20 protein-coding genes are annotated in these 25,011 nt (G+C 65.6%); 6 read left to right on the top strand and 14 right to left on the bottom strand.

What is annotated here, in order from left to right:
• From BLT60_RS07280 to BLT60_RS07255, 6 genes are all read right to left on the bottom strand, one after another.
• A partial coding sequence (locus tag BLT60_RS07280; RefSeq protein ID WP_244521168.1) for a DUF3604 domain-containing protein occupies positions 1–515 on the bottom strand: 515 nt, incomplete at its 3' end.
• Between the two features lie 262 nt (positions 516–777).
• Positions 778–2,688, bottom strand: a complete 1,911-nt coding sequence (locus BLT60_RS07275) for a propionyl-CoA synthetase (protein ID WP_090875719.1) — start codon at positions 2,686–2,688, stop codon at positions 778–780.
• A 100-nt stretch (positions 2,689–2,788) separates the two neighbouring features.
• A complete protein-coding gene (locus BLT60_RS07270; RefSeq protein ID WP_090875718.1) occupies positions 2,789–5,557 on the bottom strand; it encodes a sensor histidine kinase in 2,769 nt (922 codons plus the stop codon).
• Between the two features lie 3 nt (positions 5,558–5,560).
• Positions 5,561–5,824 (bottom strand): hypothetical protein, encoded by a 264-nt coding sequence (locus BLT60_RS07265; RefSeq protein ID WP_090875717.1) that lies wholly within the window; start codon positions 5,822–5,824, stop codon positions 5,561–5,563.
• Entirely contained in the window at positions 5,821–6,204 is a 384-nt protein-coding gene (locus tag BLT60_RS07260; protein ID WP_210185553.1) for a response regulator transcription factor, read from the bottom strand. Before BLT60_RS07260 ends, BLT60_RS07265 begins: the two co-directional genes overlap by 4 nt.
• Before the next feature lie 76 nt (positions 6,205–6,280).
• Entirely contained in the window at positions 6,281–7,834 is a 1,554-nt protein-coding gene (locus BLT60_RS07255) for a helix-turn-helix domain-containing protein (RefSeq protein ID WP_175478325.1), read from the bottom strand.
• Positions 7,835–8,034: 200 nt separating this feature from the next.
• Between BLT60_RS07255 and BLT60_RS07250 the strand changes: the two genes are divergently transcribed.
• The 5 genes from BLT60_RS07250 (at position 8,035) to BLT60_RS07230 (ending at position 13,276) form a co-directional block, all read left to right on the top strand.
• Positions 8,035–9,429: a substrate-binding protein gene (locus BLT60_RS07250; RefSeq protein ID WP_175478324.1), complete on the top strand. Its 1,395-nt coding sequence runs from the start codon at positions 8,035–8,037 to the stop codon at positions 9,427–9,429.
• Positions 9,430–9,550: 121 nt separating this feature from the next.
• Positions 9,551–10,567, top strand: a complete 1,017-nt coding sequence (locus BLT60_RS07245; protein WP_090875714.1) for a branched-chain amino acid ABC transporter permease — start codon at positions 9,551–9,553, stop codon at positions 10,565–10,567.
• A gap of 2 nt (positions 10,568–10,569) precedes the next feature.
• Positions 10,570–11,709, top strand: a complete 1,140-nt coding sequence (locus tag BLT60_RS07240) for a branched-chain amino acid ABC transporter permease (RefSeq protein WP_090875713.1) — start codon at positions 10,570–10,572, stop codon at positions 11,707–11,709.
• A 5-nt stretch (positions 11,710–11,714) separates the two neighbouring features.
• On the top strand, positions 11,715–12,476 hold the full coding sequence (locus BLT60_RS07235; protein ID WP_090875712.1) for an ABC transporter ATP-binding protein: 762 nt from the start codon (positions 11,715–11,717) through the stop codon (positions 12,474–12,476).
• Positions 12,477–12,508: 32 nt separating this feature from the next.
• Positions 12,509–13,276, top strand: coding sequence for an ABC transporter ATP-binding protein (locus BLT60_RS07230; RefSeq protein WP_090875779.1), 768 nt, complete (start codon positions 12,509–12,511; stop codon positions 13,274–13,276).
• A 306-nt stretch (positions 13,277–13,582) separates the two neighbouring features.
• Here BLT60_RS07230 and BLT60_RS07225 read toward each other — a convergent pair whose 3' ends face one another.
• From BLT60_RS07225 to BLT60_RS07205, 5 genes are read right to left on the bottom strand one after another with little or no spacing between them, the layout of a single operon-like run.
• A complete protein-coding gene (locus BLT60_RS07225; protein ID WP_090875711.1) occupies positions 13,583–14,236 on the bottom strand; it encodes a haloacid dehalogenase type II in 654 nt (217 codons plus the stop codon).
• Between the two features lie 39 nt (positions 14,237–14,275).
• The gene (locus BLT60_RS07220) at positions 14,276–17,500 is read right to left on the bottom strand and encodes an efflux RND transporter permease subunit (protein WP_090875710.1); all 3,225 of its coding nucleotides are present in this window, start codon (positions 17,498–17,500) and stop codon (positions 14,276–14,278) included.
• Positions 17,497–18,501, bottom strand: a complete 1,005-nt coding sequence (locus BLT60_RS07215; protein ID WP_090875709.1) for an efflux RND transporter periplasmic adaptor subunit — start codon at positions 18,499–18,501, stop codon at positions 17,497–17,499. The genes BLT60_RS07220 and BLT60_RS07215 overlap by 4 nt, the downstream gene beginning before the upstream one ends.
• Positions 18,502–18,533: 32 nt before the next feature.
• The gene (locus BLT60_RS07210) at positions 18,534–18,737 is read right to left on the bottom strand and encodes a YgaP family membrane protein (RefSeq protein WP_090875708.1); all 204 of its coding nucleotides are present in this window, start codon (positions 18,735–18,737) and stop codon (positions 18,534–18,536) included.
• Positions 18,738–18,762: 25 nt separating this feature from the next.
• Entirely contained in the window at positions 18,763–20,055 is a 1,293-nt protein-coding gene (locus tag BLT60_RS07205; protein ID WP_090875707.1) for an NAD(P)/FAD-dependent oxidoreductase, read from the bottom strand.
• Between the two features lie 164 nt (positions 20,056–20,219).
• On the opposite strand from BLT60_RS07205, the gene BLT60_RS07200 reads away from it, so the two are divergent.
• Positions 20,220–20,543 carry an ArsR/SmtB family transcription factor gene (locus tag BLT60_RS07200; protein WP_244521166.1) on the top strand — a complete coding sequence of 108 codons (324 nt, stop codon included), beginning with the start codon at positions 20,220–20,222 and terminating at the stop codon, positions 20,541–20,543.
• Here BLT60_RS07200 and BLT60_RS07195 read toward each other — a convergent pair.
• The 3 genes from BLT60_RS07195 to BLT60_RS07185 all read right to left on the bottom strand — a co-directional run bounded on the left by BLT60_RS07195 (position 20,540) and on the right by BLT60_RS07185 (position 24,645).
• On the bottom strand, positions 20,540–21,838 hold the full coding sequence (locus BLT60_RS07195; RefSeq protein ID WP_090875705.1) for an O-antigen ligase family protein: 1,299 nt from the start codon (positions 21,836–21,838) through the stop codon (positions 20,540–20,542). The genes BLT60_RS07200 and BLT60_RS07195 overlap by 4 nt on opposite strands.
• Positions 21,835–23,379, bottom strand: a complete 1,545-nt coding sequence (locus tag BLT60_RS07190; protein WP_090875704.1) for an undecaprenyl-phosphate glucose phosphotransferase — start codon at positions 23,377–23,379, stop codon at positions 21,835–21,837. Before BLT60_RS07190 ends, BLT60_RS07195 begins: the two co-directional genes overlap by 4 nt.
• Positions 23,380–23,490: 111 nt before the next feature.
• Positions 23,491–24,645 carry a glycosyltransferase family 4 protein gene (locus BLT60_RS07185; RefSeq protein WP_090875703.1) on the bottom strand — a complete coding sequence of 385 codons (1,155 nt, stop codon included), beginning with the start codon at positions 24,643–24,645 and terminating at the stop codon, positions 23,491–23,493.
• Positions 24,646–25,011 lie beyond the last annotated feature (366 nt).

The raw sequence follows: 25,011 nt of genomic DNA, 5'->3' as shown, positions 1-25,011 counted from the left end.
TTCTCGTCGGCAATCTTGACGTTTTCCTTCCAGACCGTGCCGGCGACCTGGGGTGTCATGAATGCCTTGATCGGCGGCTTGCTGACCAGCGAAACGAGATAGGCGAAGACCTTCGCCACGTCGGCGGGGTTGTTCGGATCCTTCAGGATCAGCGGCTGCGCCTCCGGCATCTTGCTGACCGGCGAGCCAGGAGTGTTCGCTTGCTTGGTAATGCCGACATACTCGGAGTGATCGGTCACCCCCATCCAGTCGAGAGGCTGCTCGATCTTGATCTCGTAGCCCAGCGGATGCTTGATCGCCTGGCCCTGAGCATATTTCAGCGCGTCGTCGGGACCGGTCAGGTGGTTGCCGAAGAGCCAGGCATCGACCGACCAACTCGTGTGGATATGCTGCTCGCCGAAGTAGGCGTTGCGGTCCGGGTTGCCCTGGGCCGATGCGATCGAAGCCGCGGCGAGCACCCAGGCTGAACAGGCCATGGCGCCGACGAGCAAAGCGCTACGAGAGTGATTGACCATATCCATCTCCCATCACGAATCCGAACCGAACCTTGCGGTCAGCGGTCTTCAGTTCGTCGACTCTTACTTCTTCGACGATTCCACGTGTCAGGCTACGGCAAGCTGCGTCGGGGCGCAGTGTAGATTACAGGTTCCCTGTGTAGGCTACTTCAGCAATTCTGCCACTACCGCCGCCGCGTGGCTATCGATATCGCCCGCAGCTGCGGCTCGCCCACGTGATGCGGGTCAGATGGTCGAATCGGCGAGCGTTGCCAACCGGTCGTTACCTTGGGGAGGCGCCGACGCGGCTCCGAAGGATTTCGGCGATTTCGTCGAGGATCGCGGGATCGTCTATCGTCGCCGGCGGGCGAAAGGATTCGCCGTCGGCGATCTTGCTCATCGTGCCGCGCAGGATCTTGCCGGAGCGGGTCTTGGGCAGACGGGGGACGACGAGCACGGTCTTGAGCGCGGCGACAGGACCGATCTGGTCGCGGACCAGCGCGATGATTTCGCCCTCGATGGCATCCGGATCGGCCTCGGCGCCGGCCTTGAGAACGAGAAAGGCGAGGGGCAACTGGCCCTTGAGGCTGTCGGCAACGCCGATGACCGCGCATTCGGCCACCTGCGGGTGACTGGCGACCACCTCCTCCATTCCACCGGTGGAGAGGCGATGGCCGGCGACATTGATGATGTCGTCGGTGCGTCCCATGATGAAGAGATAGCCGTCGGCATCAATGTAGCCGGCGTCCGAGGTCTGGTAGTAGCCGGGGAATTCGACGAGGTAGCTCGTCTGGAAGCGGTCGTCGTTGCGCCAGAGCGTCGGCAGGCAGCCTGGCGGTAGCGGGAGCTTGATGACGATGTTGCCGAGCTTGCCGGGCGCTACCGGATGGCCTGCATCGTCCAGGATGCGAATATCGTAGCCGGGCATCGCCACGGTCGGTGAGCCGCGCTTGACCGGCAACGCCTCCAGCCCCATCGGGTTGGCGCCGATCGACCATCCGGTCTCGGTCTGCCACCAGTGATCGATCACCGGGATGCCGAACTTGTCCTCGGCCCATCGCACGGTTTCCGGATCGGCCCGCTCGCCGGCGAGGAACAGCGCGCGGAGGCCGGACAGGTCGTAATTCTCGATCAAGGCGCCATCCGGGTCCTCCTTCTTGATGGCGCGAAGGGCCGTCGGGGCGGTGAACAGCGCCGAGACGCCGTGCTCCTCGACGACCCGCCAGAAGGCGCCGGCGTCCGGCGTGCCGACCGGCTTGCCCTCGTAGAGAACGGTGGTGCAGCCGTGGATGAGGGGGGCGTAGACGATATAGGAGTGGCCGACGACCCAGCCGATGTCGGACGCCGCCCAGAAGACCTCGCCCGGCGCGACGCCGTAGACGTTGGTCATCGACCACTCGAGCGCGACCATGTGGCCGCCGGTGTCGCGGACGATGCCCTTTGGCTGGCCGGTGGTGCCGGAGGTGTAGAGGATGTAGAGCGGGTCGGTGGCGTCGATGGGCACACACTCGTGGGCGTGATCGGCCTTGCGCGCCGCCGCCATCAGGGCCGCATAGTCATGGTCGCGGCCGGGCTTGAGGTCGGCGACATGCTGCTCGCGCTGGACGACGATGATGCCGTCGGGCTTGTGCCGCGCCTGATCGATCGCGGCGGCGGCCAGCGGCAGGTAGGCGACGATGCGGCTGGGTTCGATGCCGCAGGACGCGGTGACGATGAGCTTCGGTTCGGCGTCGTCGATGCGGGACGCCAGTTCATGCGCCGCGAAGCCGCCGAAGACCACCGAATGCACCGCGCCGAGGCGAGCGGTCGCCAGCATCGCGACCAGCGCTTCCGGCACCATCGGCATGTAGAGGATGACGCGATCGCCTTTCTCGACGCCCCGGTCGGCCAGGACGGCGGCGAAGGTGGCGACGTCGTCGAGGAGTTCGAGATAGCTGATCCGCCGCTTCACGCCGGTGACGGGGCTGTCGTAGATGATCGCCGTCTGATCGCCGCGGCCCTCGGCGACGTGGCGGTCGAGCGCGTTGAAACAGGTGTTGCAGCGGGCGCCGGGGAACCACCGTCCGTAGACGCCCATGTCGGGATTGAAGGCCGTGCGCCACGGCGTTTCCCATTCGATCGCCGACGCCGCCTCGGCCCAGAAACCGATCGGGTCGTCACGCCACCGGCCGTAGGTCTCCGCATACTTGCCCATCAGGTGCGAGGCTCCCTTCGTCGTCCCGAGACGGCCGAACCATAGGTCGTCGCGGCATCGCAAACCTTGATCTGTGTCGGGGCTGTCGTCGGGCGCGCGTTCATTCGGCTGCCTCGGCCAGGGCTGGCTTGCGGCTGCCCGACGGTGGGCGGACCGAGTGGAGGTGAACGCAGAAACGGGCGCCGCGCGTCGGCGGGGTTTCGGTCCAGATCCGGCCGCCGTGGTGCTCGACGATGTGGCGGGAGATGGTCAGGCCAAGGCCGCTGCCCGACGGCCGGCCGGTGTTCCGGTCGCGGGCCTTGGCGAATTTCTCGAAAATCAGCTCGCGATCCTGCGGGCTGACGCCTTCGCCATTGTCGGTGACCTCAACGAGATAGCCGCCGTCGTCGGGGCGTCCGACGACCATCACCCGGCCATCGCCTGGCTCGGCGAATTTCGCGGCGTTGGACAGGAGGTTGATGAAGACCTGCATCAGCCGGTCGCGATCGGCGCGAACCGGGGCGGCGGACGGCTCGATGGCGACCTTGAGGTCGAACTGCCGACCACGGAACAGGCCGCCCGTGGCGGCGACCGCATCTTCCAGCACGGCGCTCGGGTCGACATCGGCCATCCGCCATTCGGCCTGGCCCTGCTCGAGGCGGGTGAGGTCGAGGATGGTGTCGAGCAACCGGGTCAGGCGCTGGGTCTCGCTCGAGATGATGTCGAGGAAGCGGTCGGCCTGCTCCTCCGAGACGTCGTGGTCGCTGAGGATTTCAGAATAGGTCCGGATCGATGTCAGCGGCGTCCGCAATTCATGGCTGACGGTCGACAGGAAATCGTCCTTGAGGCGGTCGAGCTCCTTGAGCTGGGCGTTGGCGCGGGTGAGTTCGAGGGCGGTGGCCTCCAGTTCGCGGGATTTCTGCTCGATCTCGCGACTGTGGGCGATGACCTGGTGGGTTTCCTCAAGGATCGCCATCACCTCGTCGAAGCCGAGCAACTCGCCCTTGGCGATCGAGGCGACCATGCCGCGGGCGGAGGCGGCGCCGACGCTGCCGGCGAGCAGGCGTTCGACGAAGGCGACGAGGTCGGCGTCCGCTTCGGGCATGTCGCCAATCCGCTGTCCGTGCTCGGCGGCGTAGTCGCGAAACGCCCGGTCGGCGCGTTCGGTGCCGATGAAGCGCTGCAACAAGGCGTGCAGTTCCTCGACGGCCGCGGAGCGACGCCAGACCTGCGCCTCGGCCGGCGGCCGGCGGAAGACATCGACGAAAATCGCCGCCTGGATGCGCTCCAGCGTGTCCTGCTTCGAGAAGAGCGAGACGAGGACATAGCCGCAGATGTTGGCGGCCATGCTCCAGAACAGGGCGTGGGTCAGCGGCTCCCAGCCTTCGAGGCCGAACAGCGCCTCCGGCCGGAGCGCGGCGATGCCCCAGGGGCCGGGTTCGAGGATCGAGCCGCTGAAGAGGTCGCTGCGGGCGAGCAGGGGGACCAGCATCGTGTAGGCCCAGGTGAGGAAGCCAAGGATCAGGCCGGTCTGGGCGCCGGCCCGCGTGCCATTCTTCCAGAACAGCGCGCCAATGATGGCGGGGAAGAACTGGGCGGCGACGGCAAAGGAGACGAGCCCGATCTGGGCAAGCGGGCCGGACTCGCCGGTCAGCCGGTAGTAGGCGTAGCCCAGCAGCAGGACCGCGAAGATCGCAATACGGCGGATGTAGAGAAGCAGCGTCGCGAGGTTGCCGCGGTCCTCAAGCCGCAGCCAGCGGATCCGCAGGAGGACCGGCATGACCAGGTCGTTGCATATCATCGTCGACAAGGCGATCGCCGCGACCACGACCATAGCGGTTGCTGACGAGAGCCCGCCGATGAAGGCGAGCAGCGCGAGCCCGTTGTGGCCCTGGGTCATCGGCACCGTCAGCACGTAGAAGTCCGGGTTGGCGCCGGCCGGCAGCAGCGACAGGCCGGCCGCGGCAATCGGCAGGACGAAGAGACTCATCAGGAAGAGGTATGTCGGGAAGAGCCATGACGCGGTCGACAGGTGTCGTTCGTCGACATTCTCGACGATGGTGATGTGGAACTGGCGCGGCAGACAGACGATGGCGGCCATCGACAGGAAGGTCATGGTCAGGAAACGTCCCGAGCCGCCCTCGGGAAACCGGGTGAGGTTGCTCCAGCCGGCCGACATCGCGGCTTCGCCGGCGCCGGGCGTCGCGGTGCTGCCGAGGGTGAAGATCGCGAAGAAGCCAACGGCGAGAAAGGCCAGCAGCTTGACGCAGGACTCGAAGGCGATAGCCGCGACCATGCCTTCGTGATGCTCGTTGGCGTCGATGTGGCGGGTGCCGAACAGGATAGCGAAGACGGCCATGCCGATCGCGGTGAGGAAGGCGGCGTCGGTCAGGGTCGCGGCCGGCGGGCTGGTCAGCGCGATCGCCAGGTCGGGGGTCGCCTCGTAGCTGACCAGCACGGCGAAGCTGGTCGAGACCGCTTTCAACTGAAGGGCGATGTAGGGCATCGTTCCGATCATCGCGATGACCGTGACGATCATACCGAGGCTGGCGCTCTTGCCGTAGCGCGAGGCGATGAAGTCGGCGATCGAGGTGATGCGCTGCGACTTGCTGATGCGGGCGATCTTGCGCAGCAGGAACCACCAGCCGAGGAAGATGATCGTCGGTCCGGTGTAGATGGTGAGGAACTCGATGCCGCGCCGCGCCGCGGTGCCGACCGCGCCATAGAAGGTCCAGGACGTGCAATAGACCGCCAGCGAGAAGGTGTAGACGACCGGTGAGCGGATCAGGCTCCGGCCGGTGTCGGCGCGGCGATCGCCGTACCAGGCGATGGCGAAGAGGAGACCGAGATAGGCCAGCGCGACCGCGACGATCGTGGCGGTGTCGAGCATGGCTCAGTCGCTCTCCCCGCCACCGGGCCGGGGCGGGGCGACCCGGGCGGTCCGGCGCCCGGCAATGCGGCTCGACAGAATGCCGCCGGCGGCGATCGCCGCGAGCCAAAGCCCGAAGCAGTAGATGTGGAGGAGGGGGATACCGAAGAAGAAGATCGGTACGTCGAAGATCGTGATGATCGGCGGGGTCAGGAGTACCAGCGTCAGGAGAGGGAGGACGAAGGCCCGGTCGGTCAGCCGCGCCTCGGGAGGCGGAACCGGTGTCATGCGACCTTCCCCTGGATCAGCAGCGCCTGGACGCGCTCGACGACGTCGCGGTTGGAGAATGGCTTGGTCACGTAGTCATCGACGCCGAGATCGAGCGCCTTGCGCTTGTCTTTCTCATGACCCTTGGCGGTGAGCATGATGATGCGCGGCATCGGGTTGAGCGCATTGTCCTTCAAGGCGGCGATGACCTCGAATCCGTCGAAGCCCGGCAGCATGATGTCGAGGACGATGACGTCCGGCTTGATGCGTCTGGCCATGTCGACCGTGGAGGGACCGTCGCGCGCAACGGTCACCTCAAGCCCGGCGCGCTGCATCAGGAACGAGAGCGCCTCTGCGAGATTGCGCTCGTCTTCCGCCACGAGAACGGAGCCAGCTGTCACGGTTTCCCCACCCGACCGCAGCGATCGCTCCGGTCTTGTCATTCTTCTGTTGGTCGATGGTAGCGCCGAAACGCCGTCATGTCATTGCGCGAGCGCCGGGCTCCGGCAGGCGGTCGAAGGCACGCTGGGCGCAGTCGTCGCGCGAGCATTGTCGGCAGGTGACGCCGACGGGAACGGCGTGGGTCAGATTGTCGAGATCGAGGCCGTCGGCATAGACGAAGTTCGCGGCATTGGCGACGGTCGTGCCGATCATCACGGCGTGATGGCTGCCGAGCGTCTCGGTGCCGGGCGTCGGGGTACAGGTCGAGGCGATGAAGAGATAGGCGTCGCCATCCGGCAGCCGCGCGACCTGGGTGACGATCCGGTCCGGGGTGGCGAAGGCGTGGTGCACGATCCAGCGCGGGCATGCGCCGCCGTAACGCGGAAGCCGTAACCCGGAGGCGCTGAAGCGCTTCGAGATGTTCCCGGCGATGTCGGCCCGCAGGAAATGGAGCGGCACTCCTTCCATGCCGGGGCGGCGCAGAGTCGCCAGCCGATGGCAGACCTGCTCGAAACTGGCGTTGAAACGGGCGCCCAGTCGCTGGATATCATGGCGCGATTCCGTGGCCGCAACGGCGAAGTCCTCGTACGGCATGAGGAGCGCGGCACCGAAATAGTTGGCCAGTGCGCGCTTGAGGCGGGCGCTTGCGCTGCCGGAAGTGAGGCTGGCGCTGGCGGTGAGCGTCGCGAGCAGATCGGGGTATTCCAGTTCGCCGATCAGGCGGGCGAGCCGAAAGCGCTGGCTACCCTGGCCGAGCGTGTCGGCGAGCAGGAAGCGCTTGCCGTCCGGTTCGAAAAGCTCATCGCCGGAACCCGCCATCGAAGCGCGCGCGACAGTGACGCCGTGGTGGTCGAGCAGGTAGCGGGCGAGGGTGCCGACATCGTCCATGCCGAGTGACGGTCGGACCTCTTCGGCGGCCGCTTCCAGACCCGGAAAATGGTTGGCGTGATCGGAGACGAAGTCCTCGATCTCCTCGCGTGGCGAGGGGCGAGGCCGCCGGGCGCCGCGGCCACCGAGAAAATCGAACAGGTCGCCAGCCTGCGAGGCGAGGCGTTCGCTCTCGCCGACGAGGGTGTCGACGAAGCGGGCGCGTTCGTCGTCGCTGAGGTCGCCGTGATCCTTGAGGATCTCGGAATAGGAGCGGATCGTGGTGATCAGGGCGAGGATCTGCTGGCTGGCCTCGGCCAGGAAGGACTCCTCGCCGAGGCGCTCGCCCATCAGGTCGGACCGCATGCGGGCTTCGCCATAGGCGCGGAAGAGGGCGAGGATGACCCGGGCCGCCTTCGGATTGGCAGCGACAATCTCGCTGACCTCCCGATGATCGAGGGCGATGCCCGACAACGCCGAGTCGGCGGCGACCTCGCTGAGTTCGGCAATGAGTCGCGCTTCCTCGGTGCCGGCCAGCGCCCGGCTGTCGAGGTCGAGTTCAGTCGCGATGCGGTTGAGCAGGGCCCCGCCGATGGCGCGCTTGTTGTGCTCGATCAGGTTGAGGTAGCTCGGCGAGATTTCAACGCGCGCCGCCAGCGCTACCTGGGAGAGAGCAACCTCCTGACGGCGCTTGCGAATTCTCTGGCCGATCGGGGCGCGCACGTCAGGGTTCTCCACTGTGTCGAGTCACAATTTTACAAAGTTAGCAGATACAATGCAATATATTTACAGGATTCTGCTGACTTATCAATAGGTTGTTGACTGCTTGACACGAACCCCCGAGCATTGGCGCATGGGGAAACAACAATAAGACGCACGGCTACCCCGCGCCTCTCGTCAACAGGAAACGCCCGGAGGACTTCATGACAGACCGCAAGACGCGGCTCGATACGCCGCTTTCGCGGCGCTCGATCCTCAAAGGATCGCTTGCCTCAACCACCGCCCTCGGCGCCCTCAGCCTGACCGGGGTGGCTCCGCTCCATTTCGTCAGCCAGGCATGGGCCGAGGAACAGCCGATCGGCAACTTCCCGTCAAAGACATCGGGACCGAGCATCACGCTGGGCTTCAACGTTCCGCAGACCGGCGCCTATGCCGACGAAGGCGCGGACGAGCTGCGCGCCTATCAGCTGGCCGTCAAGCACCTCAATGGCGAGGGCGACGGCGGCATGATGAACACCTTCACGCCATCGAACCTCACGGGTAAGGGCATCCTCGGCAAGAAGGTCGAGTTCGTCACCGGCGACACCCAGACCAAGTCCGATGCCGCCCGCGCATCCGCCAAGCGGATGGTCGAGAAGGACGGCGCCATCATGATCACCGGCGGTTCGTCGTCCGGCGTCGCGGTGGCGGTGCAGTCGCTCTGCCAGGAGATGGGCATCATCTTCATGGCCGGCCTGACCCACTCGAATGACACCACCGGCAAGGACAAGCGGCGCTACGGCTTCCGCCACTTCTTCAACGCCTACATGTCCGGTGAAGCGCTGGCGCCGATTTTGGCCGAGGAATACGGCACCGACCGCGTCGCGTATCACCTGACCGCCGACTACACATGGGGCTGGACCCAGGAAGAGTCGATCAAGAACGCTTCCGAAGCGCTCGGCTGGAAGACGGCCGCCGCCGTCCGCACCCCGCTCGGCGCCGGCGACTTCTCGCAATACATCACGCCGGTGCTCAATTCGGGCGCCGACGTGCTGATCCTGAACCACTACGGCAAGGACATGGTCAACTCGCTGACCCAGGCCGTCCAGTTCGGGCTTCGCGACAAGCAGGCGAATGGCAAGAACTTCGAGATCGTCGTGCCGCTGTTCTCGCGCCTCATGGCGCAGGGCGCGGGTGACGCGATCAAGGGGATCCTCGGCACGACCAACTGGAACTGGTCGCTGCAGGACGATGCGAGCCAGGCCTTCGTCAAGTCGTTCGGCCAGGAATACGGCAATCCGCCGTCGCAGGCCGCGCAGACCTGCTACGTGCAGACCCTGCTCTATGCCAACGCCGTGGAGACGGCCGGAACCTTCTATCCGCCGGAGGTCATCAAGGCGCTGGAAGGCTTCGAGTTCGACGGCATGGGCAACGGCCCGACGCTCTACCGCGCCGCCGATCACCAGTGCTTCAAGGACGTGCTTGTGGTGCGCGGCAAGGAGAACCCGTCGAGCCAGTTCGATCTGCTCGAGGTGGTCAAGATCGTTCCGCGGAAGCAGGTCGAGTACGATCCGTCGATCTTCGGCGGCGAACTCGGCCCGTACATCCCGGCGAGCTAGGCCGGCTACCTAACCACGGGGCCGGCAGCCGCAAGGTCGCCGGCCCCGTTCATGCAAGATTTCGTCTCCCGCAAGCGTTGTGCTTGTCTGCTGGTAGACGGAAATCGGGTGAAGCGGGGACATGGACTCAATCGTTCTCCAGTTTCTGAACGGCCTCGACAAGGGCGGCGCCTATGCGCTGATCGCCCTCGGGCTAACGCTGGTCTTCGGCACCCTGGGCGTCGTCAACTTCGCCCATGGCGCGCTGTTCATGCTCGGCGCCTTCTGCGCCGTGGCGATGCAGCAGCTCCTGACGCTCTCGGTGCAGGTTAAGGACGAGTCGGTCACCTTCTTCGACGCCTTCAAGGAAGTGCCCTATCTGGAAATCTGGCTCGGCGATTTCGGGACGTCGATCATCGCCTGGTCGGTGCCGATATCGATCCTGCTCGCAATTCCGGCGATGCTGCTGATCGGCTGGGTGATGGAGCGCGGGCTGATCCGCTTCTTCTACAAGCGTTCCCATGCCGACCAGATCCTCGTGACCTTCGGCCTTGCCATCGTCCTCCAGGAAATCATCCGCATCTGGTTCGGCGCCAATCCGATTCCGGTCTCGGCGCCGCCGCCGGTTGCCGGCAGCGCCGATATCGGCGCGTGGCTCGGGCTCGGGGCAGGGGTGGTCTATCCCTGGTGGCGGCTGATCTATTTCGTCTTCTCGGCGATCATCCTCGCCGTCGTCTTCGGCATGTTGCAGTTCACCACCTACGGCATGGTGGTGCGGGCCGGCATGCGCGACCGCGAGACGGTCGGACTGCTCGGTATCAACATTCAGAAGCGTTTCACCGCGGTGTTCGGCCTTGCGGCCGTGGTCGCCGGCCTGGCGGGCGTCATGTACACGCCGATCGTGCCGCCAAACTACACCATCGGGATGGACTTCCTGGTGCTGTCCTTCGTCGTCGTCGTCGTCGGTGGCATGGGCTCGCTCGGCGGAGCGGTGCTGGCAGGCTTCCTGCTCGGCATCCTCCAGTCCTTCGCCTCGATGAACGAGATCAAGTCGATCTTTCCCGGCATCGACCAGATCATCATCTACCTTGTCGCCGTCGTCGTCCTGCTCGTGCGTCCGCGCGGCCTGCTCGGCCGGGCCGGTGTGATGGAGTCCTGAGCATGGATCGATCGTCGGCCCGCAATGACCTGCTCCTGATGGTGGTGTTCACCGCCGCCGTCCTGACGATGCCGATCTGGCTGACGCCGATCGGCGCCGGCTATCCTGATCTCCTCCAGAAGTTCGCGATCTTCGGCATCTTCGCCATCGGCTTCAACATCCTCTTCGGCCTCACCGGCTACCTGTCCTTCGGCCACGCGGTCTTTCTCGGCGTCGGCTCCTACACGACGGTCTGGGCGTTCAAGCTGCTGTCGATGAACATCCTGCCGGCGGTCGTCCTCTCTATGCTGCTCGCCGGCGTCTTCGCCCTGGCGATCGGCTATGTCAGCCTGCGGCGGACAGGCATCTACTTTTCGATCCTGACGCTGGCCTTCGCCCAGATGGCCTACAACCTCGCCTATTCGGTCCTGACTCCGATCACCAATGGCGAGACCGGTCTGCGGGTGCTGCGGGACGATCCGCGCGTCCTCGACCACATGTTCGGCATCGAGGTCGGCGAGAGCCTGCCGACGCCCGAACTCTTCGGGTTGAGAACGATCGGCTACGAGGGCTTCTACATCTGCGCGGTGTTCCTGATCATCGCCTTCTTCGTCGCGATGAAGATCACCCGCTCGCCGTTCGGCCTGGCGCTGAGGGCGATCAAGTCGAACCAGATCCGGATGAACTATACCGGCTTCAACACGCGGCCCTACACACTGGCGGCCTTCGTCATCTCCGGCATGTATGCGGGACTGGCCGGGGCGCTGATGGCGGTCACCGATCCGCTGGCCGGCGCGGAGCGGATGCAATGGACGGCGTCCGGCGAGGTCGTGCTGATGACGATCCTCGGCGGCGCCGGGACCCTGATCGGTCCCATTCTTGGCGCAGGAATCATCAAATATGCGGAGAACATCTTCTCGGCCTTCAACGAACAGAGCCTGCATCACACGTTCAGCTTCCTGCCGGAACCGCTGCAGAATGCGGCCGTCTCGATCTCGACGATGTTCGTCGGAGAGGGGTGGCACCTGACCCTCGGCATCATCTTCATGCTGATCGTGATCTTCCTGCCGGGCGGCGTCATGGAAGGCTTCCGCCGGATCACGCGATGGGCGCGAAAACCTCCCGCGCCGCGCAGGGCGCAAAAAATACAGACGGCGGGATAGGGCGCATGGACAACATCGTTCTTCACGTCGACGACGTCTTCAAGAGCTTCGGTGGCCTGCACGCGCTGAGCGACATCGACCTGCAGGTGGCGGAAGGCAAGACCCACGCGATCATCGGGCCGAATGGCGCCGGCAAGTCGACGCTGCTCAATGTGTGCGTCGGCCGGCTGAAGCCGGATTCCGGGGCGGTGGTGTTCAATGGCTCGATCCTCAGCGGGCGTCCGCCGCACGAGATCAACCAGCTCGGGGTGGCGCGGGTGTTCCAGACGCCGGAGATCTTCCCGGACCTCAGCGTGCTCGACAATGTCGTCATCCCGGCCCTGGCCAAGCGCGACGGCGCTTTCGCCATCGATGCCTGGAAGGCGATGTATTCGGAAGGCGAACTCAAGGACAAGGCGGCGACCGCGCTCGAGGATGTCGGGCTTCAGGAGCATATGGGCCAGGAGGGGGGGAGCCTGTCGCGCGGCGACAAGCGGCGGCTGGAGCTCGCCATGGGCCTCGTTCAGGACCCGCTGCTGCTGTTGCTCGACGAGCCGACCGCCGGCATGTCGCGGCTCGATACCAACCGGACGATCGAGCTTCTGCAGAAGTTCAAGGCCCGCGGCATGACCAAGGTGATCATCGAGCACGACATGCATGTCGTGTTCAGCCTCGCCGACAAGGTGACGGTGCTGGCGCAGGGGCGTATCATTGCCGAAGGGACGCCGGACGAGGTTCGCGGCAACCCGGCGGTCCAGGAAGCCTATCTTGGAGGAGTTCACGAGTGAGTGTCACGGCCGATATCGCTGCGCCGCTCGGCATGACCGAGCCGACCGGGTCGGAAACGGCGGCCGCGCCCGTGGCCGCCGCCACCGAAACGACCGATGCCTTCTTCTCCTGCAAGAACATCGAATCCTATTACGGCGAGAGCTACATCGTTCAGGGCGTCTCCTTCGATATCAAGGAGGGCGAGATCCTGGCGCTGCTCGGTCGCAACGGCGCCGGCAAGACCTCGACACTCCGCACCATCGCGCGGATGGACAACCCGACGCTGAAGAGCGGTGAGATTTACCTTGGCGGCAAGGCGATGCATCCGCTCAAGTCCTACGAGGCGGCACAGGCGGGCATCCAGCTGGTGCCCGAGGATCGGCGGATCATCGGAGGACTGACGGTCGAGGAGAACCTCGTCCTGTCGCAGGTCGCGCCGCCGATCGGCTGGTCGATCGAACGTATCTACGAGCATTTCCCGCGCCTGGCCGAACGCCGCAAGCAGGACGCGACGACGCTTTCCGGCGGCGAGCAGCAGATGCTGGCGGTGGCGCGGGCGCTGGCCCGCGAGATCAAGCTCCTGCTGCTCGACGAGCCCTATGAGGGGCTGGCGCCGGTCATCGTTCAGGAGATCGAGCGGATCGTCGCCGGCATCAAGAAAGAGGGCATCACCACGATCATTGTCGAGCAGAACGCCATCGCGGCGCTGCAGCTCGCCGATCGCGCGGTGATCCTCGACATGGGCGAAGTGGTGTTTTCCGGCGGCGCCGACCACGTTCTCGACAACGCCGAACTTCGGGCCAATTACCTGGCGGTGTGACGGCGGATCGACCGGCCGCGCGTGCTTCGAGGCCCGGCTTTGCCGGGCACCTCAGCATGGCGGGGTTGGGTGCTCTCTAAACACTCGGTGGTTGTCGTGGGCGGTGCGTCCTTCGACGCTCGCTTTGCTCGCACCTCAGGATGGCTACGTTGGTGGTGGCCCGATCGATCTGGGGGGCGAATGCCGTTCGGGATGGGCTCTTCCTGGTTCCTGCTAATTTCTCCCCGCTTCTTTGTCATCCTGAGGTGCGAGGGAGCAGTGGCGACCGAGCCTCGAAGGACGCACAGCCCACCGTGATCGCTTTGCCTACTCGCCCAGCCCCTCCAGGGACGACATCACCGCGACGGGCGGCAGGTCGGGATACTCATCCGGCTGGCCGGTGCGGTTGATCCAGACCGTCCGGAAGCCGTAGGCAGTGGCGCCGGCGATGTCCCAGCGGTTGGATGACTGGAACGAGACGGCTTCCGGGGGCACGCCCATCCGCTCGCCGACGAGGTCGTAGACACTGGGCGCGGTCTTGTAGATCTGAAGCGCGTCGACCGAAATGATTTCGTCGAGCAGATCGCCGATCCCGGCAGACGCCACCGCCGTATCGAGCATCTCGGGCGAGCCGTTCGAGAGGATGGCGAGCTTCGCGGACGCCTTGAGCCGGGTGAGGACCCCGCGGACCTCCGGGTAGGCTTCGAGTTCGCGATAGGCGTCGAGCAGGTCCGGCTTGAGGCTGGCGGCGTCCGGCGCGGCGGCGGCGATGGCAAAATCCAGCGCCTCCTCGGTCAGCGACCAGAAGTCCCGGTACCGGCCCATCAGCGAACGGACCCAGGTGTATTCGAGCTGCTTGGTCCGCCAGATATCCGACAGGCGCTGGCTCTGCGGTCCGATCGCCCCGGCGTGGCGGCGCACGGCGGCGTGGACGTCGAAGAGCGTGCCATAGGCGTCGAAGACATAGGCGCGGATCGTCATCAAGCGAGTATAGACGATTCCGGCGCCGATGCCCGGACGTCAGGCGACCGTCGGTTCGACCGGCTTGGCTGTCTCGTGCTTCGGTCCGCCGCGCAGGGCGAAGTAGATCGCCGGGATGACCAGGATGGTCAGCGCCGTCGAGGAGGCGAGGCCGAAGAGCAGCGAGATCGCCAGGCCCTGGAAGATCGGGTCGGCGAGGATGACCGCGGCGCCAATCATCGCCGCCAGCGCGGTGAGCAGGATCGGCTTGAAGCGGATGGCGCCCGCTTCGAGCAACACGCCGCGGAGATCGCGATCAGGCGTCCGCGCCTGGCGGATGAAATCGACCAGCAGGATCGAGTTGCGGACGATGATGCCGGCCAGGGCGATGAAGCCAATCATCGACGTTGCGGTGAATGGCGCGGCGAACAGCCAGTGGCCGATCAGGATGCCGATGAAGGTGAGGGGGATCGGCGTCAGGATCACCAGCGGCAGCTTGAACGAGCCGAACTGGGCGACCACCAGGATGTAGATGCCGAGGATCGCGACCATGAAGGCGGCGCCCATGTCGCGGAAGGTGACCCAGGTGACCTCCCACTCACCGTCCCAAAGTAGCGTCGGCGTGGCTTCGTCGTCGGGCTGGCCGTGGAGCGAGATCACCGGCTTGGGCAGGTCGCCCCAGTCGGCCTCGTCGATGGCGCGACCGACCGCGACCATGCCATAGACCGGCGCCTCGAAGGCACCGGCCAGTTCGCCGGTGACCATTTCGGCGGTGCGGCCGTTGTGGCGGAAGATCGGGTAGGACGCTTCGGTGCGGACGACATGGACGACATCGCCGAGTTCGACGATGCCGCGATCGCCGGGCAGGGCGTTCGCCGGGACCGGGGTCGCCAGCGCCTTCTCGTCGAGCACGCGGTTCTGCTTCGACAGTCCGATGGTGATCGGGATCGGCTGGCGCTCGCCGCCGCGATGGGAATAGCCGACTGTGGCGTCGCCATAGAAGGACTGGATGGTCTGGTACACGTCGCCCTGTTCGACCCGGTAATATTCGAGGTTGTCCTGGTCGATGACGATCTTCAGTCGTTCGGGCGGCCGGCCGTAGGAGTCGTCGACGTCAACGATGAAGGGGACGCTCTCGAAGGCCTCGCGGACCTTGGCGGCGACGGCGCGCCGGGTCTCGGCGTCCGGTCCGTAGATCTCGGCAAGCAGCGTCGACAGGACGGGCGGCCCCGGCGGCGGCTCGACAACCTTGATCGAGGTTCCCTCCGGCATGTCGAGGCCGGCAAGGCGCTCGCGCATGTCGAGCGCAACGTCGTGACTGCTGCGGTCGCGCTCGCCCTTGGGCAGGAGATTGACCTGGGCGTCGCCCTGCCACGGCATGGCGCGCAGGTAGTAGTGGCGAACGAGACCATTGAAGTTGAACGGCGCGGCGGTGCCGGCATAGGTCTGGAAGGAGACGACCTCGGGCACGTCGGCAAGCCGGGCGACGGCGTCCTGGATGACGCGGTCGGTATCCTCGACGGACGAGCCTTCCGGCAGATCGACGACGACTTGCAGGTCGGTCTTGTTGTCGAAGGGGAGGAGCTTCACCGTGACGTCCTGGGTATAGAACAGCGCAAGCGAGCCAACGGTCATCACGCCGACGATGGCGAGGAAGACCCATGAGCGAAGCCGCGACTTGAGGATCGGCCTGGCGACGGCGACATAGGCGCGGCCGAGGGGGCCGATCTGATCGTGGCCGTGGGCCTCGCCGCCGCCGTGACCGAAGCGCACCATCAGCCAGGGCGTGAGCATCACCGCGACGAAGAACGAGAACAGCATCGCCGCCGAGGCGATCGCCGGGATCGGGCTCATGTAAGGGCCCATCAGGCCGGAGACGAAGAGCATCGGCAGGAGGGCAACGACGACCGTGAGGGTGGCGACGATGGTCGGGTTGCCGACCTCGGCCACCGCCTCGATGGCGGCGCGGGTCCGTGACCGGTCGTCGTTCATCGCCCAGTGGCGTGCGATATTCTCGATGACGACGATGGCGTCGTCGACGAGGATGCCGATCGAGAAGATCAGGGCGAAGAGGCTGACCCGGTTCAGCGTGTAGCCCATGATGCGGGCGGCGAAGAGGGTCAGCAGGATCGTGGTCGGGATGACCACGGCAACCACGATCGCCTCGCGCCAGCCGATGGCGATCGCGACCAAAATGATGATCGAGACGGTGGCCAGGGCGAGGTGGAAGAGAAGCTCGTTGGCCTTCTCGTCGGCGGTCTCGCCGTAGTTCCGGGTGACCGTCATCTCGATGTCTTCGGGGAAGATCTGGCCACTCACGGCTTCCAGCCGATGGACGACCTCCTCGGCGATGACGACGGCGTTGGTGCCGGGGCGCTTGGCGATGGCGAGCGAAACCGCGGGAATGCGCTCGAGCCCGGCGTCACCCTTGCGCACCTCGGCGACGCGCATCTCGGCTGCGTCGGTGACGAGGCTGATATCGGCGACATCGCGGACATAGACCGGCCGGCCGTCGCGGGCGGTCAGGAGCAGGTTGCCGATCTCAGGCATCGACTGCAGCGTTTCACCGGCGACGAGGTCGAGTTGCTGGCCGCCGTCTCGGACATCGGCGGCGAGGAAGGAGCGATTAGCGCCCTGCACCTTGGCGGTCAGTTGCTGCAGGGTGATCCCGTAGAGGGAGAGGCGCTCGGGATCGGGCTCGACGCGGATCTGTTCCGGCTGCGCGCCGACGATATAGGTCAGGCCGATGTCGGGGAGCTTCGAGACCTCGATCTGCAGCTCGCGCGCCAGGCGGGTCAGGCCGTTGGCGTCCCAGCGGCCGGCGGCTTCGAGCGTCGGCGTCAGGGTGACGACGACGATCGCCACGTCGTCTATGCCGCGGCCGACGATCAGCGGCTCGGGAATGCCGACCGGGATGCGGTCGATATTGGCGCGGACCTTGTCGTGGACGCGCAAAATGGCGGCATCGGAACTGGTGCCGACCAGGAAGCGGGCGGTGACCACCGTGCGGTCGTCGGTGGTCTGGGAATAGACATGCTCGACGCCGTCGATGCTCTTGACGATGGTCTCCAGCGGTTCGGTGACCAGCTTGGCGGCATCCTCGGCCCGCAGGCCGTCGGCCCGGACATGGATGTCGACCATCGGCACCGATATCTGCGGCTCCTCCTCACGCGGCAGCGTAACGAGGGCGATGATGCCGAGCGCCAGCGACGCCAGCAGGAGGAGCGGCGTCAGCGGGGAACTGATGAAGGACGCGGTGAGCCGGCCGGCTATGCCGAGGTTCATGGCAGGACGACCCGGTCACCGGATTCCAGTCCGCTCAGCACTTCGAGGCGGGGGGCGCCCTCGTCTTCGAAGGGCGAACCGAGAATGACGGCGACTTCCATTTCGCCCGCCTCGGTGGCGATCCGAACATAGTCGACGCCGTGGCGGGTGGTGACCGCGTCGGTCGGGACCGACAGCACCGACCGCTTGCCGACGGGGATCCACACCAGCGTCCGTTCGCCGACGAAGAAGTCGCCGAGGCCTTCGATCTCGACATCCGCGAGCACGCGGCCATCCTCGATCTGCGGATAGACCTTGACCAGCGTGCCCGTCGCGGCGGTCTCGACGGTCGCCGGCGCGTCCAATGCGGCCGGCCGGCTTCCGACCAGGACCGGAGCGCCAACCTCGATCTCCGAGGCGTGACGCTCGGGGAGGGCGAGGCGGAGGAAATAGCCGCCGCCGGCGACGAGGGCGATCTCCTCGCCGGGGAGGACGACGGAGCCCTGGGTGACCGGCACCCGCAGGACACGGCCCGACGCCGGCGCCGCGACGCTGCCTTCGGTCGCCTGCACGGCGATGACGGCCCGATCGGCCTCGGCGGCCGCCAGCTGGTTGTTGAGGACGTCGACCTGGGTGCGCGCCTGGTCGACCCGGCTCTGGGTGGTCGAACCGCTCTTCAGGAGTTGCTCGGCGCGATCGAGATCGGTCTCGGCGTTCTTCAGTTGCGAGACCAGCGCCTGGATCTTGGCGTCCGCCGCCTGCTGTTGCAGGGCGATCTTGTCGTCGACGATCACGGCGATCTCGTCGCCTTTCGCGACCTCGCTGCCTTCGTCGACCCGGATCTCGCGGATCGTGCCGCCAATCCGGGCGCGGGCGGGCACCGCGTCGCGGCTCTCGACCTTGCCGAAGACGGCCTTGGTCTCGTTGACCACGACGGGCTCGACGACGAACTCCGCCGCAAGGGCGGAGGCCGGCGTCAGGGCGATGGCGGCGGCGATCAGTGCCGATCTCGTCCGGTGCATGAAACGCGCTCCTGTTGGCGGGATGGCCAGGGTCAGCCGAAGGCCGAGCCGGGCTTCAGGCCGAGCTTGCGGAAGATCATCGCCGCCGGACAGAAGTGGGTGAAGGAGGCCTGGAGGAGGTTCAGTCCGACGAAGGCGGTGAGGAGGTACCAGTAGGGCGACACGGTGTAGCCGAGAGCCAGCGACACCAGGATCATCACTCCGGCAAAAGCCATGACAGCGCGTTCGATGCTCATTGTTCCGTTTCCTTTGGGGTTCGGGTTATTCGGCCGGCTCGGTGCGAAGCTCCTTCAGCTTCTTGATGCCGAGGACGTCGAGAACGAGGTTTTCGTAGAAGGTGTCGGCCTTGCCCTGGCGGACCTTGCGCAGGAAGTACTTTTCGAAGCCGATCTTGGCGGTGTGGACCCACTTGCCCGACGACGACCAGTTGACGTTGCGCGGCGGAATCTGGGGCTGGGCGACGAAGGCAATGCCCTCGTCGCCGAAATCGGCGAGGCAGACGGCGTTCCATGTCGCGACGGCGCTCGGTTCCTCGCCGTGCATGAGGGCGGCGATATTGAGCGCGGTGGCGGTGACCATCGACTCGATCATGAAACCGGTCTTCGGTACGCCGACCGGCAGCGGCGTCTTGCCGACCGGGGGTATGGCGACACCGACGCCGATGCCGAAGACATTCGGGAAGGCGGCGTTGCGCTGATACTTGTCGATGGTGATGAAGCCGCGCGGGTTGGTCAGGCCCTCGATGCCGGCAACGGCAGCGACGCCGCGGAAAGCCGGCAGCATCATCGAATAGGCGAAGGGCAGCTCGTGCCGGGTCTTGGTGGCGCCGCTCTCGTCGACTTCCTCGACGAACATCGTACCGGCCTCGACCTTGTCGACCCTGGCGTTGGTGATCCACTTGATGTGGCGCTCGCGCATGGCGCTTTCGAGCAGGCCCTTGGTGTCGCCGACGCCGTCGAGGCCGAGGTGGCCGACATAGGGCTCCGGGGTGACGAAGGTCATCGGCACCTGGTCGCGGATCTTGGCGCGGCGCAGGGCGGTCTCGAGGATGAAGGCGAATTCGTAAGCCGGGCCGAAGCACGAGGCGCCCTGAACCGCGCCGATGACGACGGGGCCCGGCTTCCTGACCAGCGCGTCGAAGGCGGTCTTGGCCCTTTCGGCATGGTCGATCTGGCAGACCGACTGGGTGTTGGCGTCCGGTCCGAGGCCCTCGATCTCGTCGAAGGCCAGGTCAGGGCCGGTGGCGATGATCAGGTAATCGTAGTCGAGCGACGAGCCGTCGTTGAGTTCGATCCGGTTTTCGCCCGGGTGGACCCGCTTCGCGCCCTCGGGGCGCAGCTTGATGCCGCGCTTGTCGAAGACGGAGGTCAGGTCGACGGAGATGTCCTTGCGGTCGCGCCAGCCGACGGCGACCCACGGGTTCGAGGGGACGAAGGAGTAGGTGCTGCCGAGATTGACGACGGTGAGTTCGTCGCCGGCGCCCAGCTTTTCCTTCATCTCGTAGGCCATGATGACACCGCCCAAGCCGGCGCCGAGAACCACGATGCGTGACATGACATCCTCCCTTTCCGCTGCAGAAGGAGCGATGCTCCTTCTTTCCCTCATTCGCGCGATCCGTGCCGGGATGCATTGCGCACCGTCAAATCGGCGTCGTATCGTCCGGTGACTTGCAGGTAACATTCAAAGATACTAATTTCAAGAACATGAATGTAAAAGACATGATCCCGGCGGCGGAGAATGCCGCAGACCTGATGCGCAGCCTGTCGCATCCCCAGCGTTTGCTGGCGCTTTGCGCCTTGGGCACGGAGGAAAAGACGGTTGCCGATCTACGCTGCGAACTGGGGGGGATCGACCAGGTGCCGATGTCGCAGCAGTTGATGCGGCTGCGTGCCGACGGACTGGTCGAATCGCGCCGGGAGGGGACGAGCGTCTATTACCGGATTGCCCGACCGGAGGTTCTGCATGTCATCGAGGCGCTGCAGGCGGCCTATTGCCAGCCGGTCGGCGAAGCCAAGAAGGTGGGTCGGGGATCGGGCGGCTAGCCGGGTCGTGGCGCCGCGTATTCGATGAGGGGCGGCTGAACCGCTGTCGCCATCCGCTGGCGGTCGGCACGGCGGTGGAGTTTTTCGGCGGCGATCGCGCCCCACAGCAATCCATAGAGCAGGAAGACGTGCCGCCAGTGGTCATTGTCGATCACGTTGTGGATCAGCAGGTGGCCGACGAAAACGACATAGACGCACTGGACGAAGGACTGCCAGGGGCGCGGCTTGAACAATAGCGGCGTCGCGGCAACCAGCGTCCAGATCGCCAGCGCGATATAGGCGAAGCCGCCGATCCAGCCGTAGGTGGTGAAGCCCTTCAGCCACATGTTGTGCTCGTCGCCGCCGAGCAGGTCGGCGAAGACGAAGGGTCCCAGTCCCAGCGGACGTTCGAGCACGAGGTAGAAGCCCTGGAGGTGGCGTCCGAAACGACCGTCCGGTCCGGCGTCGTAGTCCTCGAGCAGCGACGTGCCGCGGTCGGCGAAGAGGTCGTTGACCTGCGGGATGGTCAGCGCCACCGCGACCATCAGCGCGACGATGAGAATGCCGATGCCGAACAGCGAGACGATGCGAAGGCGGGGCAATCCGCGCGGGCTGGTGATGTAGCCGATCGCGGTGATCGCCAGCCCGGCGAAGACGGTCATTCCCCATGCCGCGCGGGAGAAGGCGAGGAAGATCGCGAAGAGGAGCACCAGCAGGATGGCCGCCTTCCAGAAGGAGCGGTGGAGCGGTGTCGTCAGGATATCGCGATAGAGCAGGATGATCGGCAGCACCAGGAAGGGCGCGAAGACGTTGGGATCCTGGAAGGTTCCCTTGGCCCGATCGTAGAGCAGGAATAGATCGCTGCCGGGAACGAGGTGAAAGTAGCCGACGATGCCGAGCAGGGCGGTGACGGTTGCTGCGGCGATGTAGGCGTTGGCGATGATCCGGCATCGCCTTTCCGGCGCCTCCGAAACGACGGCGGCAAAGAAGATGGCGGACAGCGCCAGAAAGAAAGTGACGACGACGTAGATGAGCTGTGAGGCCGGGTCCGGCAACTGGGTCAGCGCCAGGAAGCCGCCGGCCGAATAGATGCCGAGCAGGACGATCAGCGGCAGGATGTGGCGGTTGAGCTTGAGGCCGAAGAGCGCCCAGACGACGATGACCGGCGCCAGCAGGAGTTCATAGGGCGCTGGCTCGGCGATGACGAAGGCGCCGAGGAAGACGACGACCGCGATGGTCCAGTCGGCGATCCGGCGGCCGAAGGCCCAGTCCAACTCGCCGGATGCGAGCCCGTCATTCGCTGCGCCGATGCTCAATACGCATTCTCCGAGTTGAGCAGGCGGAACGGTGTCATCAGGACGATGTAGAGGTCAAAAAGCACCGACCAGTTCTCGATGTAGAAGAGGTCGTGCTCGACGCGGTGGTGGAGCTTCTCCTCCGTGTCGGTCTCGCCGCGCCAGCCGTTGATCTGCGCCCAGCCGGTGATGCCGGGTTTGACCCGGTGGCGCGCGAAATAGCCGTCGACGACATCGCCATAAAGCCGGTCGGACGCCTTGGCCTGGACGGCATGGGGGCGGGGACCGACGAGCGAGAGGTTGCCCTTGAAGACGACGTTGAAGAGCTGCGGGAGCTCGTCGAGGCTGGTGCGGCGGATGAAGCGGCCGACGCGGGTGACGCGCGGATCGTTGCGGGTGACCAGCTTGTTGGCGGTGGCATCGGTCTTGTCGACATACATCGAGCGGAACTTGTAGACCTCGATCAGGTCGTTGTTGAAGCCGTAGCGCTTCTGCTTGAAGAGCACCGGGCCTCGGCTGTCGAGGCGGATGGCGAGCGCGACAAGCAGCATCACCGGCGCCGCCAGCAGGAGGATCATGGCGCCGACGACATGGTCGAAGAGCCACTTGGCCACCACGTCCCAGTCGGCGATCGGCTTGTCGACGACATCGAGAAAGGGGACCTTTCCGACGAAGGAATAGGTCCTCGGGCGGAAGCGCAGCTTGTTGGTATGGGCCGAGAGGCGAATGTCGACCGGCAGCACCCACAACTGCTTCAGGAGTTGCAGCACGCGGCCCTCGGCCGTGATCGGCAGGGACACGATCAGCAGGTCGATTTGCGCCTTGCGTCCGAACTCGACCAGTTCGCTGATCGTGCCGAGCTTGCGGTAGCCGGCGACGGACTGCGGCGACCGGTCGTCGCTGCGATCGTCGAAGATTCCGCAGATCCGGATGTCGCCTTCGCCCTGGGCCTCCATCGCGTTGATCAGGGCTTCCGCGCGCTCGCCGCCACCGACGATGACCGCACGCCGTTCCAGCAGGCCTTCGCTGGCCCAGCGATTGACGAATGACGCCAGCGCCACCCGGAAGGCAATGAGCGCGCAAAGGCCGATGACGAACCAGGCCGTGAACCAGACGCGCGAGAATTCCTCGCCGAGCTTGGCGAGGAACACCACCGCCGTCATCACGCCGAAGACCAGCATCCAGGTCGCCAGAAGCCGGCCGGTCTGGAAGCCGACCCGTCGCATCGCCGGGATCGTGTAGCCGCCGGCGACCTGCATGGCCGAGACAAAGACGATGGCGGCGCCGATGATGGCGGTCAGGTACCACCAGGCGAGGGCGGATGCCTGCTCGACGTAAAGGAGATGGATGGCGAAGCCGGTGGTGACGACGATCGCGAAGTCGGCGAGGCGCACCGTGCCGGCCACGACGACACGCGAGACGGAGCGGCCGGGAAGCGCGGCCGCTGCGAGTTCGGCTTCAATGTTCAGGGGCGGTTGAGCCAGCTTGTCCTTGAGGGCTGGCGGGGGAGAAACCACCGTCGCGTCCTGCGCGACGATCGCCTCGGTCGTCTGCTCGTTCATTGTCGTTGTATTCCGACGCTTCATTGTCGACCGCGAAGACATGGGGTCTGCATCGCGGAAGTCTGAGGCGAAATTCGCGAAATTCGGGTGAAGCGGCCGGCGGTAACCAGTTTATTTGTTTGGTATGGTTACCGATCGATAGACAGCCGAAACGGCCCGCGCCATGGCTTCGGCCGAGAAGTCGGCTTGGACCGTTTCACGCAGCGCTTCGGCATCCCGGCGCGCCTCATCCGGGCTCTGGTCCAGCCGGGCCATGGCCTCGAACAGCGCCGTTGCATCGCCGGCCGGGACCAGCCTGTCCGTTTCGCGGCCGAAGATCTCCGGAATGCCGCCGACCCGCGTGGCGACAAGGGGCACACCGGCGGCGATCGTCTCGAGAATGATGTAGGGCATCGACTCCGCCCGCGACGGGACGACGACGATCCGGGCCCGGGCGAAGGCTTCGCGGGCCGGCATGGGCTCGTGAAACGCGACGCGATCCGACAGGCCGAGATCAGCGACCATCTGCCGATAGCGCGGTTCGTCCTCGCCATCGCCGACGATCAGGGCCCGTGGCAGCCGCCCGCCGGCACCGTCGAAAGCGGCGAGCGCCTCGATGAAAAGGTCGGGTCCCTTGAGGTCGCGGAGAGCGCCGATGAACAGGAAATCGACCGCATCCGGCGCGGGCGGCACGGGGATGAATTCCTCCGGGCGCAAGCCGTTCCGGACTACAGCGGCAGGCCGGTCAGGCGCGCCGACCTTCGCCGCATAGGCATCCGCCTCGAACTGGCTGACGAAGATGAACGCGTCGGTCATCCGCTGGAGGACGCGTTCCGCTGTCAGGTAGGCACGGCCGCCCCAAGAGCCACGATCATAGTGCAGGCTTCCGCCGTGCGGGGAGTAAATGCGGGCTACGCGAATACCAGATGCCCGCAACAGTGTACCGATGACCCGCGCATAGACGCCGCCCTTGGCGCCGTGAGCATGCAGGATATCGGGATTCAGTTTCCGGACCTCGCGCAGCGCGCGGTAGGTCGCGGAGATGTCGGATGGCGTGATCTGACGCCGCATGGGAAATCGCTTCAGGCCGAGCGACAGATAGGGCTCCGTCGCGGCGAGCGCCTTTTCCTCCATGGCGCTGCCAATCGTCGCGTCGCAGATGATCCCGACGGCGTTGCCCGCATCGTGCTGCGCCTGGGCCAGGTCCCGGACGTGCCGGAACAGACCGCCGACCGGCGCGCGAAAGCAGTGGACGATGCGCTGGGTGTCGCTCGCCGACGCCGCCATGGCCTTTATCCCGGGTGACACGGCGATGCCGCCTGCTGCCGCTCAAGATCGACGCTCGCGCTTGAAGGAGGCGTGGGTCGACGGGGCGTGCCGATCGCAGTCGCTGGCCGCGATTTCGTCCGAACCGTGGGGGAGGGGGGAGCCTCCGACGTCATCGATATCGTGGACGAGATGCATGGACCGACTGGTTCTCTGTGCAGTTGATGCCCCGGATCATCAGGCTCCCATGGTTAATGTCACGTAAACATAGTCAGTGCTGGTTTGAAGTATTCCACGGCTGCTCGTGAATATTAACTCGCGTTAATATTTGACGTTGCAACTTCTGCTTTACGTTAACGATGTGATTACGACAATCGCGGATTATCG

Origin of the sequence: Bauldia litoralis, assembly GCF_900104485.1 — a bacterium.
Classification (GTDB): domain Bacteria; phylum Pseudomonadota; class Alphaproteobacteria; order Rhizobiales; family Kaistiaceae; genus Bauldia; species Bauldia litoralis.
Note: the sequence above shows the minus strand (reverse complement) of the source record. Positions and strands in the feature narration are given on the sequence as shown.

Excerpts from the sequence above, each read along its gene's own strand:
- BLT60_RS07230 (WP_090875779.1), top strand. The coding sequence starts at position 12,509 with ATGACCGAGCCGACCGGGTCGGAAACGGCGGCCGCGCCCGTGGCCGCC.
- BLT60_RS07275 (WP_090875719.1), bottom strand. The coding sequence starts at position 2,688 with ATGGGCAAGTATGCGGAGACCTACGGCCGGTGGCGTGACGACCCGATC.
- BLT60_RS07210 (WP_090875708.1), bottom strand. The coding sequence starts at position 18,737 with ATGAGCATCGAACGCGCTGTCATGGCTTTTGCCGGAGTGATGATCCTG.
- BLT60_RS07245 (WP_090875714.1), top strand. The coding sequence starts at position 9,551 with ATGGACTCAATCGTTCTCCAGTTTCTGAACGGCCTCGACAAGGGCGGC.
- BLT60_RS07205 (WP_090875707.1), bottom strand. The coding sequence starts at position 20,055 with ATGTCACGCATCGTGGTTCTCGGCGCCGGCTTGGGCGGTGTCATCATG.
- BLT60_RS07270 (WP_090875718.1), bottom strand. The coding sequence starts at position 5,557 with ATGCTCGACACCGCCACGATCGTCGCGGTCGCGCTGGCCTATCTCGGT.
- BLT60_RS07220 (WP_090875710.1), bottom strand. The coding sequence starts at position 17,500 with ATGAACCTCGGCATAGCCGGCCGGCTCACCGCGTCCTTCATCAGTTCC.
- BLT60_RS07225 (WP_090875711.1), bottom strand. The coding sequence starts at position 14,236 with ATGACGATCCGCGCCTATGTCTTCGACGCCTATGGCACGCTCTTCGAC.
- BLT60_RS07265 (WP_090875717.1), bottom strand. The coding sequence starts at position 5,824 with ATGACACCGGTTCCGCCTCCCGAGGCGCGGCTGACCGACCGGGCCTTC.
- BLT60_RS07235 (WP_090875712.1), top strand. The coding sequence starts at position 11,715 with ATGGACAACATCGTTCTTCACGTCGACGACGTCTTCAAGAGCTTCGGT.
- BLT60_RS07250 (WP_175478324.1), top strand. The coding sequence starts at position 8,035 with ATGACAGACCGCAAGACGCGGCTCGATACGCCGCTTTCGCGGCGCTCG.
- BLT60_RS07190 (WP_090875704.1), bottom strand. The coding sequence starts at position 23,379 with ATGAACGAGCAGACGACCGAGGCGATCGTCGCGCAGGACGCGACGGTG.
- BLT60_RS07215 (WP_090875709.1), bottom strand. The coding sequence starts at position 18,501 with ATGCACCGGACGAGATCGGCACTGATCGCCGCCGCCATCGCCCTGACG.
- BLT60_RS07185 (WP_090875703.1), bottom strand. The coding sequence starts at position 24,645 with ATGGCGGCGTCGGCGAGCGACACCCAGCGCATCGTCCACTGCTTTCGC.
- BLT60_RS07240 (WP_090875713.1), top strand. The coding sequence starts at position 10,570 with ATGGATCGATCGTCGGCCCGCAATGACCTGCTCCTGATGGTGGTGTTC.
- BLT60_RS07200 (WP_244521166.1), top strand. The coding sequence starts at position 20,220 with ATGATCCCGGCGGCGGAGAATGCCGCAGACCTGATGCGCAGCCTGTCG.